Here is a 15,939-nt window from a genome sequence, read left to right as displayed (position 1 = left end):
TTAACTGCTTTTTTGTTTAACCAATTTTTTGATTTATCAGCAGTTTTGATTTACCCGCTTTTTAGAGTTAACAGAAAGCGCAGCGATTTAGTCTTAGTCGTTACTGAACAACTTCACCAGATTCAATCACCGTCTTACGAACGACTTTAGTGAAATCGAGTGCTTCTTGGCGAATCTTATCTTCATCGACCGTTAGCATGTCGCGGTCTTGCATGATGATTTTACCATCAACGATCGTATGGCGAACGTTACCCGCGTTAGCTGAGTAAACTAATGCCGAGTATGGGTTGTAGACCGGAACCATGTTTGGCGCTTTAGTATCGATCACTATGATGTCGGCTAACTTGCCCGCTTCAAGAGAACCGATCTTATCTTCCATGTGCAGCGCTTTTGCTGCGCCCATTGTTGCCATGTCGATCACTTTGATCGGAGGCATCGCGGCGCGATCTTTATTAACTAGCTTATGTACTTTAGCGACTTGGTTGAACTCATCGATGGTGCTCAGTGTATTACCTGACATTGGCCCATCGGTACCTAAACCGATACGTACGTTCTCGTCATACATCTTAAGCGCCGGTGATACGCCTTTTGCTGACTTGATGTTAGCACTCATGTTGTGAGCCACACCCATATCCGATTTTTTCACCAGTTCGATATCATGATCGTCAACGAGGATCATGTGTGCACCCACCAAGTTTTTGTTGAGTGCGCCAATACTGTCCATGTATTGAACCGGTGATAGCCCATCTGAACGCTCGGCGATTTTCTCTTCTTCACGGTGTGATTCTGCAAGGTGAATCATTACTGGTACATCGAGCTCTAGAGAGAGCTTAGAGATCTTCTGCAGTATCTCTGTGGTGTTGGTGTAAGGCGCGTGTGGTGCAAACGCTGGTGTGATACGCGGGTGGTCTTTGTATTCTTCAATGAAATTCAGCGCGTATTGGATGCCTTCTTCAGCATTAGCCGCATCTGCGACTGGGAACTTAATAACGGTTTCACCAAGAATGGCACGCATACCGATCTTATCGACAGTTTTCGCCACTTCATCTTCGAAGTAGTACATGTCGGCGTAAGTCGTGACACCGCCTTTAACCATTTCGACGTTACCTAGGTTAGCGCCAATGCGCACCATGTCTCGTGACACTAACTTCTTCTCTAATGGGAAGATGTAACGGTGAAGGCGATCAGGCACATCATCGGCTAACGAGCGAAACACGGTCATTGATACGTGAGTATGAGTATTGATGAGACCTGGCATCACGATATCACCATCCACGTCTAACACTTGCTTGGCTTGGTATTGCTTCTCTAATGATGCATCGCCGACAGCAATGATTTTGTTGTCTTTCACAACAACAGTGCCGCTTTCATATACCGTTTTGTCTTGGTTCATCGTTAGAACCATCGCATCGGTAATCATTAGGTCGGCTTTTTCCATCGCAGAACTCGCGAATGGAAATAGAGCGAGACTTGCCATTGCTGAAGCCAATAGGGTGCGTTTTAGTTTCATATCAATACTCAGAACAGGAGTTGGTAAAGTGTCAGGATAATAGTGTATTTCATTCATGGCGCAAACGTTTGTTTTATCGTTTGCTCAAAATTTTGATGAGAGACAATGGCTATGAAGTGATGTTTCACAAAATGAAGAGATGTATCAATCTGAGGTTATTTGAGGCTTTTCCAAAGCATATCTGTAGCTTACCCCTAGCATCAGATATACTAGGGGTATATACATTCCTTGCTTAAGCAGGCCCGCCTATGTCAAAAAACACACCGATGCCAGAAAACACGACAGCTACAACCACTGTTGATCCCTTTGCAGACCGAGAGTCTAAAAACTACGAAAATCCAGTACCAAGCAGAGAGTTCATTATTTCGTTTCTAACAGAAGCGAATATTCCGATGAACCGTAACGATCTATTTGAAGCTTTGGGTCTTGCTGGAGAGGAACAATATGAAGGGCTGCGTCGTCGTTTACGTGCAATGGAGCGTGATGGACAGCTAATCTTTACTCGTCGTCAGTGCTACGCATTGCCGGAGAAGATGGAACTGATTAAAGGCTATGTGATTGGTCATAAAGACGGTCATGGCTGGGTTCGCCCAGACGGCAGTGTTGGTAAAGATAACGATATCGTGTTGCCGCATCACCAGATGAAAACCATCATGCATGGTGACTATGTATTGGCTCAGCCTACTGAAAACAGTAAGCGAGGTCGTCGTGAAGGGCGCTTAGTACGTGTTCTTGAAGAGCGTAAAACACCACTTGTTGGTCGCTTCTTCCTAGAGTACGGCCATTCTTATGTGGTTGCCGATGATTCACGTATTAGTCATGACATTCAGATCCCTACTGAGCATAAAGGCGGTGCTCGAATGGGTAATGTGGTTGTGATTGAAATTACTGATCGCGGTGGTCGTTCTCGTAACATGATGGGCAAAGTGACCGAAGTTCTCGGCGAGAACATGGCTCCGGGTATGGAAACGCAGATCGCGATCCGTACTCACCAGATCCCACAAGAGTGGCCTGAAGCGGTTGATAAGCAAATCGTAAACCTAGGCGAGCATGTTCCTGAAGAAGCAAAAGAAGGGCGTGTTGATCTACGTAAACTGCCATTAGTCACGATTGATGGCGAAGATGCACGTGACTTTGATGATGCGGTTTACTGTGAAGCGAAGAAAGGCGGCGGCTGGCGTCTTTGGGTAGCGATTGCTGACGTAAGTTATTACGTTCGCCCAGACACTGCGCTAGACAAAGAAGCGATTAACCGTGGTAACTCGGTATATTTCCCATCGCAAGTTGTCCCAATGCTGCCTGAAGTACTTTCTAATGGTCTGTGTTCATTGAACCCTCAAGTAGACCGTTTATGTATGGTGTGTGAGATGACTATCTCAGATAAAGGTAAACTGTCGGGTTACAAGCACTACGAAGCGGTAATGAACTCTCATGCTCGTCTTACTTACAACAAAGTCGGTGCGATCTTAGATGGCAATGAAGAACTTCGTGAGCGTTACGAGCCTGAAGTACCACATCTTGAAGAACTTCATAAGATGTACAAGGTACTTAAGAAAACGCGTGACGAACGTGGTGCGATTGAGTTTGAAACCGTTGAAACGAAATTTATCTTTAATGCGGATCGTAAGATTGACCGTATTGAACCCGTAATTCGCAACGATGCACACAAGATCATCGAAGAATGTATGATTCTTGCGAACATTGCATCGGCGTCTTACGTAGAAAAAGCGAAAGAACCGGCACTGTATCGTGTTCACGATACTCCGGGCGAAGAGCGCTTAACGGGCTTTAAGAGTTTCCTTAGTGAGCTAGGTTTAACGCTGGAAGGGGGCCTTTCGCCATCACCAGTCGACTATGCACAGCTGATGAAACAAATTAACGAGCGAGAAGATCGTGAGTTAATCCAAACCATGTTGCTGCGCTCAATGAAGCAAGCGGTATACAACGCGGATAACGCGGGTCACTTTGGGCTAGCTCTTAAGCGCTATGCCCACTTTACCTCGCCGATTCGCCGTTACCCTGACTTGCTTTTGCACCGTGCGATTAAGTACCTTATTGCAAAAGAAGAAGGCCGTAACAGCGAACGTTGGACGCCAACGGGTGGTTACCACTACACTTTCGATGATATGGACTTCTACGGCGAGCAGTGTTCAATGACTGAGCGTCGTGCTGATGACGCAACACGTGAAGTGAACGACTGGCTGAAATGTGAATACATGCAAGACCATGTTGGTGAAGTGATGGATGGCGTAATTGCTAACGTTACTGGTTTCGGCTTCTTTGTTCGTTTGACTGAACTGCACATTGACGGCTTGGTACACATCTCAGCGCTAGCGAATGATTACTACCAGTTTGATGCTATTGGTCAGCGCCTAGTGGGTGAAAGCTCAGGTAATATCTACCGTTTGGGTGATTCGGTCAAAGTGAAGGTTTCTGCGGTTAACCTGGAAACTCGCCAAATTGATTTTGACATGGAAGACACTGATCGTCAGCCTCGTGGTAAAGGTAAAACTGCCAAGAAGCGTGCAGCCGAAGCGATGAATAAAGCGAAAAGCAAGAAGCGCTCAGCGGTGAAGAGTAACAAGCCAGGTGTACCTGCGAAGGCTTTGATTGAACCCACTAAGCGACCAGACGGAAGTAGTGAAAGTCCAACTAAGAAGAAGTCAGCGAATAAAACAGGTGCCGCTAAAGCTCGAGCTAAGAAAAAGCGCGCAGCAAGCCGTAAGCCAAAAGCTGATAAGTCTTAATTCTTAAGGCTTATAAGGACGAGCAAGACTTAACGTCTGACTAATTTAATGCGAGGGTATCAGGCGGAAACGCATGCTCTCGAACTAAACAACACAGAGGTGGATGTGTCGGTATTGATGTCATTCATCTCTGAGCAATAAGAGTAATTTGAGACAATGAGTAACGAATTTATTTACGGTATTCACGCGGTGAAAGCCGTACTAGAAAAAGATCCAGCGCGCTTTATAGAAGCATATGTACTGAAAGGCCGCCAAGATGATCGCCTGCTTCCGCTATTGAATCAGCTACAACAGTTTGGTGTGTCGATCCAACAAATGGGCCGTAAGCCGCTTGATGAAAAAGCACAAGGTGCGAATCACCAAGGTCTTATTGCTAAGGTAAAGCCTGCTAAGCAGCTTAATGAAACACACCTAGATGATATCCTAGCTAAGCATGAACAGCCTTTATTGTTGGTTCTAGACGGCGTAACAGACCCTCATAACTTAGGTGCTTGCTTACGTAATGCGGATGCTGCAGGTGTGGCGGCTGTTATCGTGCCTAAAGACCGCTCTTCGCCGTTAACGGCAACGGTAAGCAAGGTAGCGTGTGGCGCGGCTGAAACCGTTCCACTAGTACGCGTAACCAACCTAGCCCGCACAATGCGCGCACTACAAGAGCAGGGTGTATGGTTCGTGGGTACGGCAGGTGAAGCGACGCATGATATCTACCAAGCGAAGCTAACTGGCCCGCTTGCTGTTGTGATGGGCGCTGAAGGTGACGGTATGCGTCGTTTAACGCGTGAAACTTGCGATGACCTTATTAAGATTCCAATGTCAGGTAGTGTGTCGAGCCTGAATGTTTCTGTGGCGTCGGGTATCTGCCTGTTCGAAGCTGTAAGACAGCGTTTAGCTCAGTAATGCTAGGTTCAGCAACATTTGACTAAGTCACGCTTGGTTTAGTTATGCTTGTCTATGTTGTTTAGAGATACTTGCTACATAAAGAGTTAAACGACTTTAAGTCTATGAATTTATTAACGCTCACTACTCGCTGGTGGGCGTTTCTTTTTAGGCTGTTATGACGGAATCGATTGGTTTATCAGATGGCTAGATGGCGAAAGAAAAACTGTTTCATTATTAGCCAAATACCGCTTGCCAATACCGGGTTCTTTCTATAATATTTGCCGTCCTTAAAACTCGGTCATTTTTCTTTAGTTCCTTGCTTCCCTTGGACGACCGAGCCTTTCGTGGAAGCTAATAATCCGTAAGGAGCAACCAAATGCGTCATTATGAAATCGTATTCATGGTTCACCCTGATCAAAGCGAGCAAGTTGCTGGCATGATCGAGCGTTACACTGGTTCAATCACTGAAGCTGGTGGTACTATCCACCGTCTAGAAGACTGGGGCCGCCGTCAAATGGCTTACCCAATCAACAAACTTCACAAAGCTCACTACGTTCTTATGAACGTTGAAGCTGGCCAAGAAGTGATGGACGAGCTAGAAACTGCTTTCCGTTTTAACGATGCAGTTCTACGTAACATGATCATGCGCACTAAAGGCGCTGTGACTGAGCAATCTATCATGCTTAAGCAAAAAGAAGAGCGTGCAGAGCGTGCTCCTCGTCGTGATGACCGTGAAGAACGTGCACCACGTCGTGAAGAAGAAGCTAAGCCAGAAGCTGCTGCTGAGTAATTCTTTTTTGGCCTTTTAGGTCATTAAATATTATTCAACTCGTTTAGGTATTTCCACTACAAGCATTTGCTTAAGCTTATTTATAAGTTCGTGTGAATACCGCATTATTAAATTTAGATCAGGAGATAGCCCATGGCTCGTTTCTTCCGTCGTCGTAAATTCTGCCGTTTTACTGCAGAAGGCGTACAAGAGATTGACTACAAAGACGTAGCAACTCTAAAAAACTACATCACTGAAGCTGGTAAAATTGTACCTAGCCGTATCACTGGTACAAGTGCTAAATACCAACGTCAACTAGCTCGCGCTATCAAGCGTTCTCGTTACCTAGCACTACTACCGTACACTGATAAGCATCAGTAATCGGTAATAGTTAACAATAGTTTAAGAGGACTAAGATAATGCAAGTTATTCTACTTGATAAAATCGGTAACCTAGGTGGCCTTGGCGACCAAGTAAACGTTAAATCTGGTTACGCTCGTAACTTCCTTATCCCACAGGGTAAAGTAGTTATGGCAACTAAAGACAACGTTGCTATGTTCGAAACTCGCCGTGCTGAACTAGAAGCTAAAGTTGCTGAGCAACTAGCTGCTTCTGAAGCTCGTGCTGAGAGCGTTAACACTCTAGAAGGCGTTACAATCGCTTCTAAAGCTGGTGACGAAGGCAAGCTATTCGGTTCTATCGGTACTCGTGACATCGCTGACGCTATTACAGCGGCAGGTGTTGCAGTAGTTAAGAGCGAAGTACGCCTACCTGAAGGCGCTCTACGTAACCTTGGTGAATTCGAAGTAAGCATCCAACTTCACTCTGAAGTTTTTGCTACTGCGAAAATCACTATCGTTGCTGCTGAGTAATTTCAGTACCAAGACGAATTCTTTCTTTTGAAAGTTTTAAACACCAGCTTCGGCTGGTGTTTTTTTATGTCTGAAATATAGGAAAGCACAAGGAAAGGCTACTGTAGGTAAAAAGCTTACAGTGATCTATAAGCTCTTATTGCTGAACAGGCCATTCTCAAGATTAGAATCGCTCTTGAGACTAGAACTGCTCTTGAGATTAGAGCTGCTCTTGAGACTAGAACTGCTCTTGAGATTAGAATAGTTCTTGAGATTAGAACTGAAAGAGCAGGTTAATCGACAGTACTGAGTCTTCTTTGCTTAACCCGCTAGGTACTTTGTCATGGTATTGACGAGAGTGAGCGATCTTCAGTGCGATATTGTCGGTGATATCGTTGATGGCTTCTAATTCAGTATCAAATTTCAGGTTACTGTGGCCAGACACTAACGTTACATCTGCCTTGAGCTGCAAATTCTTCAACACCTGCCATGATGTATTCACATTGCCACGGAAAATCGCCTCTTCAACAATCTCTGGGAAGATGATGTCATCGTCGTCCAATTCATCGAGATTAGGTTCTTGGTAACGAAAACCCGGTCCGACTTCGACTTCCAACACAAACTCTTCAGTGTTCGAGAATTGATAACCTAAACCACTAGAGATTGTGTAGTCTTTAAAGTAAGCACTGTATCGTGAATCGACCCCTTTAAAGCTGCCATAAAGGTAGGTTTTAGGGCTTAACTTATAGTCACTCTGAGCCGAGTAAGTCGATTGCCTTTTATCTTCTTCGCCATCTTTGTAGAGGTTGTAGTATTTCCATTCGCCACTGGTTCTATGACGGCCAGCCGTATACTCACCGTTTAGGCGGGCATTTAGCGATCGTGAATCAGAATTACCAGTATGCGACTGATACCCAAATTCGACTTCCGTCTTGAGTGGGTTCGGCAGCTCTGTGTCACTCGTATCACTTGGCGCGATATCCATATCTTTTTCAGGTGTCGGTGCAACGACGATCGGCTCGACAGTAGGTTCTGAAACTACTATAGAGTCGAGGATTGCATCGACAGAGGCTTTAGCATCATCATCAGCTAAGGCCAACGGAGAGCTCAGAAGGCTGGTGCTTAGAAGACCAGAGCTTAGAAGACCAGTGCTCAGAGCCAATAATTTGGACACGCATACCTCAGTTATACAGTGAATGAATGGAAGGATCGTAATGCTACCCTTGGTTAATTCCGTCAGCAATAGGTAAATTCTTACTGAAGAATAAAACAATCCCCTAGGATTGCATTACAAATGAATGTTCTTGGGTATAATGAACGATCATTATTAGTTATTGAGTGTAGTCATAGTGGATACCAGAAGTCAGAAATCAGCCAACGATCAGGTGGACGCCATCAAGGTCCCGCCACATTCATTAGAAGCTGAGCAATCTGTTATCGGCGGTTTGTTGCTGGACAACGAACGCTGGGATACGGTTTCAGAAAAAGTCGTGAGTAAGGACTTTTACAGTCGCCCTCACCGTCTGATCTTCGAAGCGGTAAAAGATATTCTGGAAGAAAGTGCTCCTCTGGATCTTATTACACTCTCTGAACATTTAGAGTTGCGTGAGCAGCTCGAAGAAGTTGGCGGCTTTGCCTACCTTGCCGACCTTGCTAAAAATACCCCAAGTGCGGCGAATATTAACGCTTACGCGGATATCGTGGCACAGCGTGCATTGGTTCGTAGCCTGATTGGTGTTGCGAATGAGATTGCCGATTCTGGTTATGACCCTCAAGGGCGTACATCAGAAGAGTTGGTGGATCTGGCTGAGAGTAAGGTCTTTGCGATTGCAGAAGGTCGAGCAAGTGAAAACGAAGGTCCCCAAAACGTTGATAGCATTCTAGAGAAGACTCTGGAACGTATCGAGATCCTATATAAATCACCACAAGATGGTGTGACTGGTGTCGATACTGGCTTCAACGACCTCAACAAGAAAACAGCAGGCTTGCAGGGTTCAGACTTAATCATTGTTGCTGCGCGTCCATCGATGGGTAAAACCACGTTTGCGATGAACTTGTGTGAAAACGCGGCGATGAAACAAGATAAGCCCGTTCTGATTTTCTCTCTTGAGATGCCAGCCGAACAGCTGATGATGCGTATGCTTGCGTCACTTTCTCGTGTCGACCAAACCAAGATTCGTACCGGTCAATTGGATGATGAAGATTGGGCGCGTATTTCATCGAGTATGGGTATTCTTATGGATAAGAAGAATATGTATATCGATGATAGCTCGGGTCTAACACCAACAGAGGTTCGTTCGCGTGCTCGACGTATCGCTCGTGAGCATGACGGTATCTCTATGATAATGATAGATTACCTTCAATTAATGCGTGTACCTTCATTGTCTGAAAATCGTACCTTAGAGATTGCCGAAATTTCTCGTTCCCTAAAAGCCCTTGCGAAAGAGTTGAATGTTCCGGTTGTTGCACTTTCTCAGCTTAACCGTTCCCTAGAGCAACGTGCAGATAAGCGCCCAGTAAACTCGGATTTGCGTGAATCAGGTTCTATCGAGCAAGATGCCGACTTAATCATGTTTATCTATCGTGATGAGGTTTATAACCCAGATAGTTCATTGAAAGGCATTGCTGAGATTATCCTTGGTAAGCAGCGTAACGGTCCTATCGGTTCTGTTCGTTTGACATTCCAAGGGCAACACTCCCGATTTGATAACTATGCAGGCCCTGCATTTGATGATGAGTAATCGTTAATGACTTACATGAAAGCTGCGGCGGCGAGCATTGATTTAAACGCGCTCGAACATAACCTGAACCAAATAAAGTTGAAGGCTCCTCAGTGCAAGGTCATGTCTGTAGTGAAAGCCAACGGCTACGGACACGGTTTACTGCATATCGCTAAACATTCTAAAAGCTCAGATGCTTTTGGTGTGGCGCGTATTGAAGAAGCGTTACAACTGCGTGCTGGTGGAATCGTTAAGCCGATATTATTGTTAGAAGGTTTTTACTCTTCGGGCGATTTACCCATATTGGTGACTAATAACATCCAAACCGTTGTGCATTGCGAAGAGCAATTGAGCTCACTAGAGAATGCTGATTTGGAAACGCCTGTTGTGGTATGGCTAAAGGTCGACAGTGGCATGCACCGCTTAGGTGTTCGCCCGGAGCAATACCAAAATTTTGTAGAGCGTTTGCATCAATGCCCAAATGTGGCAAAGCCATTGCGCTACATGAGCCATTTTGGATGTGCTGACGAGTTAGATAGAACCACAACAGTTGAACAGACTGAGCTTTTTTTATCTCTAACGGATGGTTGCGAAGGTGAACGTTCACTTGCGGCTTCTGCTGGGTTACTCGCTTGGCCGGATAGTCATCTTGATTGGGTGCGCCCTGGAATCATCTCTTACGGTGTTTCTCCATTTGCTGATAAGTCGGCTCAAGAGCTCGGTTTTTTGCCTGTAATGACTCTGACATCTCACCTGATTGCGGTTCGTGATGTTAAAGCGGGTGAAAGTGTGGGTTATGGTGGAAACTGGACCAGTAAACGTGACACCAAGGTCGGTGTTATTGCTATTGGTTACGGAGATGGCTACCCGCGCACCGCACCAAATGGCACGCCTGTACTTGTTAACGGTAGAATAGTACCGATTGCAGGTCGAATATCAATGGACATGCTCACGGTTGATCTCGGCCCTGATGCCGTGGATCAAGTGGGTGATGGGGCGACGCTCTGGGGTAAAGATTTACCTTCAGAAGAAGTCGCGGAACATATTGGCACTATCGCGTACGAGTTAGTCACTAAGCTGACTTCGCGTGTTGCGATGGAGTATGTGAAGTAGTTATGGATCTTGTAAACTAAATGATGTTCAAGAGAGCCTCTCGACACTGGTTAACGTCAGTCATGGCACTGCTCGGTGTCAGCTTTTCCTCTTCTGCTCTGAGTGAAGAAAAAGATTCAGCCTTCGTTCCTTTCTATTTCAGTACTGAAACCATGGGTAATACCGTTGGGGTTGCTGGTGTCGCAAAGGGTGTTTGGCAACCTCAGGCTGCTCTGTTTGGGATGGCGTTGTATTCGGACAAAGACAGTTATGTCGGGTTTTTATCAGCCTTTAATTATGCATTGTCTGAGAGTGTTCTGTTTAGTACACAGATGTACCAAGCACGTTTCAATGACAATCCTTATTACATTGGCTCTCAAGGTGACAATGATTCATCAATTGATGACAAAACCATTGCCGATGGCTTAGAGCAGAACTACCAGTTTGAATTTAAGTATCTGCTGCCTTGGGGCAATGTTGCAGACCATGGCTTGTTAGGGGCTTTTCAACCAATCAAAGATGTGAGCTTTGCTTCGCCAGTCGAGTCGGGCGTCAGCTCTATTATCTTCACGCCTTTTTATACCGCTCGTGAGCTAGAAGGGTTAAACAACACAGAAGAGGCGACAGGCTTTAGCTTGGCGCTTGATTGGGATAACCGTGATAGCACACGTAATCCAACCAAAGGGTCTCATACCAATCTTGAGTTCACTACTGGTGCTGAAAGTTGGTCTAATGACGACTTGTGGCTGAAATGGACATTCCAAAATAGTCAGTACTTCGCTTTAGGTCCTTTAGGGGACTTGTTCGACCAACAAGTCGTGGCTTTCGATTTCTATACAGCCGATACACCTACGTGGGATAACTGCTCAGGACAAGATTGTGCGCGTCCACCGGAAACAGAACAAGCTCGACTCGGTGGTTTGTATCGTCTTCGCGGTTATACTGGTGGTCGTTACCATGGCCGTTCAGCGGTGCATTACTCCGCCGAATACCGAGTGCTTCCAGATTGGCAACCACTCGGTGATATTCCTTTGATTAACTACTATGACTTGCCTTGGTGGCAGTGGGTCGCGTTCGCCGAAATAGGGCGAGTGGCTGATGAGTACGATATCAAAGAATTGCACACTGATATGAAATGGAGCTTAGGTGGCGCTGTTCGTTTTCAAGTGGAAGGTATTGTCGTTCGTGCTGAGTTAGCTCGAGGCGGTGATGAAGGGACTTTTAGGGTCATGATAAACCAGCCTTTCTAGATTTCACTGCTTCAGTTGAAAGTGAATCCACATTGTACTCTTAAAGAGTGACTGCATTTGCGTCACTCTTTTTTGTTCGAATTAGCTTAACTGTTTATTCACCTTGAATCGTGGCGATCACAATGCGGCTTCCACCGCAATCTCGGTGCTCACCCAAGTATATGCCCTGTCATGTTCCTAAAGCTAAACGCCCGTTGGTTATTGGAATTGTCACACAGCTGCCAAGTGTCGATGCTTTAATATGAGCTGGCATGTCATCATCACCCTCATAAGTATGTCTGTAATAAGCCGCTCGCTCGGGTACGAACTTGTTAAAGTGTGATTCCATATCTGCACGAACGGTTGGGTCGGCATTTTCGTTGAGTGTTAGGCCAGCAGAAGTGTGTTGTATGAAAAGATGTAATAAACCAACAGAGAGAGAGTTCATATCGTTTAACTGTTGTTCAATTTCATCAGTAATGAGATGAAATCCCCGCTTTCGTGCATTGAGGTGTATAGTCTTCTGAATCCACATACGCCATCCCTTATAATGTATTTGGAAAAAAAGCAGTTTAACGCTATCTTTTGAACTTGAATTTATACGCTATCGCTCACATTTAATTATGTTAGAGCTAGAGTAAGTACCGATTTTTCTATCAGGAAATCGATTTCTGATTTATCTCAAGGTACAGCTCTTCATATACGGCATAATACGTCGTGAAAATAAATTACAAAGAATCTTTCAGTGGTGATGCGTTTTATCGTCACAGAAAAATATAAACTTTCGCCTAATCGGGGGTTCTATTCATCACCCTAGTGACGTTTAGAATAAAACCTACAGTAATATCGGGATAGATACCATGTTGAAAAATATCAACCCAACGCAAACACAAGCGTGGAAAGCTCTAACTGCACATTTTGAGTCTGCTCAAGATATGGATATGAAAGAACTATTTGCTCAAGATGCAAAGCGTTTCGAGAGCTTTTCTACTCGTTTCGGTTCTGACATCTTAGTCGATTACTCTAAGAACCTTATCGACGCTGAAACGATGCAGCACTTATTCGCTCTTGCGAACGAGACTGAAGTTAAGTCTGCAATCGAAGCAATGTTCGGCGGTGATGCAATCAACAAGACTGAAGGCCGTTCAGTACTTCACACTGCTCTACGTAACCGTAGCGACAACCCAGTAATGGTTGATGGCAAAGACGTAATGCCAGCAGTGAACGCAGTACTAGCAAAAATGGAACTGTTCACGCACCGCATCGTTTCTGGTGAGTGGAAAGGTTACACAGGTAAAGAGATCACTGATGTAGTTAACATCGGCATCGGCGGTTCGGACCTTGGTCCATACATGGTGACTGAAGCACTAACACCATACAAAACTCGCCTAAACATGCACTTCGTTTCTAACGTTGATGGTACTCACATCGTTGAGACGTTAAAGCCGCTGAACCCAGAGACAACTCTGTTCTTGGTTGCTTCTAAAACATTCACAACTCAAGAAACAATGACGAATGCACACTCTGCACGTGATTGGTTCTTGGCTGAAGCGGGTGATAGTGCACACGTTGCTAAACACTTCGCAGCACTATCAACTAACGCAACTTCAGTTGCTGAGTTTGGTATTGATACTGACAACATGTTCGAATTCTGGGACTGGGTTGGTGGTCGTTACTCACTATGGTCTGCAATCGGCCTTTCTATCTCTCTTTCTATCGGCTTCGATAACTTCGCTGAGCTACTAGATGGCGCACACGAGATGGATAACCACTTTGCTTCAACTGAGTTTGAAAGCAACATTCCAGTGATTCTTGCTCTTATTGGTGTTTGGTACAACAACTTCCATGGCGCTGAGTCAGAAGCGATTCTACCTTACGATCAATACATGCACCGTTTTGCTGCTTACTTCCAGCAAGGTAACATGGAATCAAACGGTAAGTTTGTTGACCGTGAAGGCAACCCAGTAGAATACCAAACAGGTCCTATCATCTGGGGTGAACCAGGTACAAACGGCCAGCACGCTTTCTACCAACTGATTCACCAAGGCACTAAGCTGATCCCATCAGACTTTATTGCTCCTGCTATCAGCCACAACCCTGCATCTGATCATCACCAGAAGCTAATGTCTAACTTCTTTGCTCAAACTGAAGCACTTGCTTTCGGTAAGACAAAAGAGACAGTAGAAGCTGAATTCCTAGCGGCAGGCAAAACAGCAGAAGAAGCAGCTGAACTTGCTCCTTTCAAAGTATTTGAAGGCAACCGTCCAACGAACTCAATTCTTGTTAAGCAAATGACTCCTCGCTCTTTAGGTAACCTAATCGCGATGTACGAGCACAAGATTTTTGTTCAAGGCGTTATCTGGAACATCTTCAGCTTTGACCAATGGGGTGTAGAGCTTGGTAAGCAACTAGCAAACCAAATTCTTCCAGAGCTTGCTGACGATGCTCAAGTGACCTCTCACGACAGCTCAACTAACGGTCTTATCAATGCATTTAAAGCGTTGAAAGCTTAAGACTGTTTGAGTAGTACAGAGTAAAAACAGTAATAAATAATAAAAACGCCAACCCGAAAGGTTGGCGTTTTTTATATCCGTCGATTTTACGGCAATAAAAAAGGCTGACGCACGTGTGTCAGCCTTCTTAATATTTTAGTTACCGCTTCTAGATTGTAGCGAATACTCTATATATCAGTAAGTCGTTTTATTCGAAACAGATCTCGATGAAGGCATTACCCCACTGAGATGTGAAAGGCATAATGATAATAGCACCCTCACACTTGTGACGAATAGTATGTCCTTTGCCTGAAACTACGATTGGCGTTGCCATATCGAAGTCAAAGCCGCTTTCTGCAAGAATACGTTTTGCACCGCCAGTAACCATGTTGGTGATTTCACCGACCATATCGGTCACTTCTTCGTTCAAGCCGTTTGGTCGTTCACCTAGCATGTTTTCCATGATTTCAAGAGCGAGACCTTCATCGAAGGTGATCGACATTGAACCACGAGATTGTGTTCCAACCATGCCAATTAGGCCTGATACATCACCACGAGCGATCTCATCTTTCTTAACTCTTGGTTTTTGTGGCTTTAATTCTAGAGAAGCCATCGTTTTTAATACGTTCATCAAAGAAGCTAAAAACGGGTTTACAAATTCAGCGCGCATAATGTTCTTCTATAATCTTATTCTTTCATATCGGAGGAGCAAGTTTGGCAAATGCCATGCGACTCAATGACTTGATTAGTCAATTTAAAGCCATGCTTCTCAGCGTTACTAGCGAGTAGAGTGACAAGCGCATCGTCTTGTAATTCTACCACCGTGCCACATTTATCGCAGATCAGTAGTTGGGAGAAATGTTTATTGGCATTGCAAGAACAGCAGCATATAAAGCTATTGGTTGATTCAACTCGGTGAATGAAACCTTGTTCCAACAAGAAATCCAAAGCGCGATATACTGTCGGAGGCTTGGCTTGTGGTTCACTGACTTTCAATTGCTCTAACAATTCATAAGCACTAGAGGCTTTTTTATTAGAGAAAATGAGCTCAAACACTCGCTTTCTCTGAGGTGTTAATCTAACGCCTCGAGATGCGCATATCCCTTCAACTTGCTCTATTAATGTGTGGTCCAAATTTTTCACCATTCAATCGGACATCCCTATTCAAACCCTATTTCTAGGTTACTACGTTTTGGGAGCCAATGATTTCTATTAAAGTCAGGTACAGAGCGTATTGTGACCCACGACTTTGAATAAGACAAGGTAACTCAAAATGACAGTGTGACTCAAGGCATAACTGATTAGTGAGGCTGAATTAGAGGTTTGGTGAATAGGTTTAAATAAAAAATGTGAGGTAAAGTTCATATAGCACAAACCGGGCATAGCATTTACAATAGCCGACCTTGCTTTTGCTGGGTGTTCCAGCATATTTTTTTGACTCGCTATCAGGGTACTTTACCATGACACATTCATGTAGATTGTCTGTCGCTCCAATGCTCGATTCGTAGCACTGAGCTGGCTTGGCCTATAAAAACAGAGTGTTACGTCTGTTCTGAGAAGTTGAGGGGATGGTTAGGGGACTGTTACTCGTCATAAAAATAAAAGCACCGTCTTACCCATACTATCTCCCTTTCTGAAAAATTCAAAAAA

13 protein-coding genes and 1 pseudogene are annotated in these 15,939 nt (G+C 44.7%); 9 read left to right on the top strand and 5 right to left on the bottom strand.

What is annotated here, in order from left to right:
* Positions 1–100: 100 nt before the first annotated feature.
* The gene (locus AACW75_RS23185; RefSeq protein ID WP_145566100.1) at positions 101–1,510 is read right to left on the bottom strand and encodes an amidohydrolase; all 1,410 of its coding nucleotides are present in this window, start codon (positions 1,508–1,510) and stop codon (positions 101–103) included.
* Between the two features lie 248 nt (positions 1,511–1,758).
* On the opposite strand from AACW75_RS23185, the gene rnr reads away from it, so the two are divergent.
* The 5 genes from rnr (at position 1,759) to rplI (ending at position 6,777) form a co-directional block, all read left to right on the top strand.
* Positions 1,759–4,257 carry a ribonuclease R gene (gene rnr / locus AACW75_RS23180; protein WP_102572984.1) on the top strand — a complete coding sequence of 833 codons (2,499 nt, stop codon included), beginning with the start codon at positions 1,759–1,761 and terminating at the stop codon, positions 4,255–4,257.
* A 156-nt stretch (positions 4,258–4,413) separates the two neighbouring features.
* Positions 4,414–5,154 carry a 23S rRNA (guanosine(2251)-2'-O)-methyltransferase RlmB gene (gene rlmB / locus AACW75_RS23175; RefSeq protein WP_017073477.1) on the top strand — a complete coding sequence of 247 codons (741 nt, stop codon included), beginning with the start codon at positions 4,414–4,416 and terminating at the stop codon, positions 5,152–5,154.
* A 358-nt stretch (positions 5,155–5,512) separates the two neighbouring features.
* Entirely contained in the window at positions 5,513–5,926 is a 414-nt protein-coding gene (gene rpsF / locus AACW75_RS23170) for a 30S ribosomal protein S6 (RefSeq protein WP_004735855.1), read from the top strand.
* A gap of 132 nt (positions 5,927–6,058) precedes the next feature.
* Positions 6,059–6,286: a 30S ribosomal protein S18 gene (gene rpsR, locus AACW75_RS23165; RefSeq protein ID WP_000090472.1), complete on the top strand. Its 228-nt coding sequence runs from the start codon at positions 6,059–6,061 to the stop codon at positions 6,284–6,286.
* Positions 6,287–6,324: 38 nt separating this feature from the next.
* Complete coding sequence (gene rplI, locus AACW75_RS23160) at positions 6,325–6,777, top strand: 50S ribosomal protein L9 (protein WP_017073476.1); 453 nt, start codon at positions 6,325–6,327, stop codon at positions 6,775–6,777.
* Positions 6,778–7,030: 253 nt separating this feature from the next.
* Here rplI and AACW75_RS23155 read toward each other — a convergent pair whose 3' ends face one another.
* Entirely contained in the window at positions 7,031–7,930 is a 900-nt protein-coding gene (locus AACW75_RS23155) for a DUF481 domain-containing protein (RefSeq protein WP_029224843.1), read from the bottom strand.
* Between the two features lie 175 nt (positions 7,931–8,105).
* Between AACW75_RS23155 and AACW75_RS23150 the strand changes: the two genes are divergently transcribed.
* Genes AACW75_RS23150 through AACW75_RS23140 form a run of 3 tightly spaced genes read left to right on the top strand, consistent with a single transcriptional unit; the run spans position 8,106 to position 11,818 of the window.
* Complete coding sequence (locus tag AACW75_RS23150; protein ID WP_017073474.1) at positions 8,106–9,497, top strand: replicative DNA helicase; 1,392 nt, start codon at positions 8,106–8,108, stop codon at positions 9,495–9,497.
* Positions 9,498–9,503: 6 nt separating this feature from the next.
* The gene (gene alr, locus AACW75_RS23145; RefSeq protein WP_102572983.1) at positions 9,504–10,589 is read left to right on the top strand and encodes an alanine racemase; all 1,086 of its coding nucleotides are present in this window, start codon (positions 9,504–9,506) and stop codon (positions 10,587–10,589) included.
* A gap of 23 nt (positions 10,590–10,612) precedes the next feature.
* Positions 10,613–11,818: a BamA/TamA family outer membrane protein gene (locus AACW75_RS23140; RefSeq protein WP_102572985.1), complete on the top strand. Its 1,206-nt coding sequence runs from the start codon at positions 10,613–10,615 to the stop codon at positions 11,816–11,818.
* Between the two features lie 94 nt (positions 11,819–11,912).
* Here the strand turns inward: AACW75_RS23140 and AACW75_RS23135 are convergent.
* Positions 11,913–12,332: pseudogene (locus AACW75_RS23135) on the bottom strand (secondary thiamine-phosphate synthase enzyme YjbQ).
* A gap of 325 nt (positions 12,333–12,657) precedes the next feature.
* Here AACW75_RS23135 and pgi point away from each other — a divergent pair.
* Entirely contained in the window at positions 12,658–14,310 is a 1,653-nt protein-coding gene (gene pgi / locus AACW75_RS23130; protein ID WP_145566092.1) for a glucose-6-phosphate isomerase, read from the top strand.
* A 187-nt stretch (positions 14,311–14,497) separates the two neighbouring features.
* Here the strand turns inward: pgi and AACW75_RS23125 are convergent, their stop codons facing one another.
* Both AACW75_RS23125 and zur read right to left on the bottom strand, forming a co-directional pair.
* Complete coding sequence (locus AACW75_RS23125) at positions 14,498–14,959, bottom strand: chemotaxis protein CheX (protein ID WP_004735847.1); 462 nt, start codon at positions 14,957–14,959, stop codon at positions 14,498–14,500.
* Positions 14,960–14,976: 17 nt separating this feature from the next.
* Positions 14,977–15,435 (bottom strand): zinc uptake transcriptional repressor Zur, encoded by a 459-nt coding sequence (gene zur, locus AACW75_RS23120; RefSeq protein WP_004735846.1) that lies wholly within the window; start codon positions 15,433–15,435, stop codon positions 14,977–14,979.
* Between the last annotated feature and the right edge of the window lie 504 nt (positions 15,436–15,939).

The sequence above is a fragment of the Vibrio sp. L3-7 genome (genome assembly GCF_963898195.1).
In the GTDB taxonomy this organism is placed as follows: Bacteria; Pseudomonadota; Gammaproteobacteria; order Enterobacterales; family Vibrionaceae; genus Vibrio; species Vibrio echinoideorum.
The sequence above is the reverse complement of the archived record's forward strand: the minus strand, read 5'-3'. Positions and strand labels throughout refer to the sequence as shown.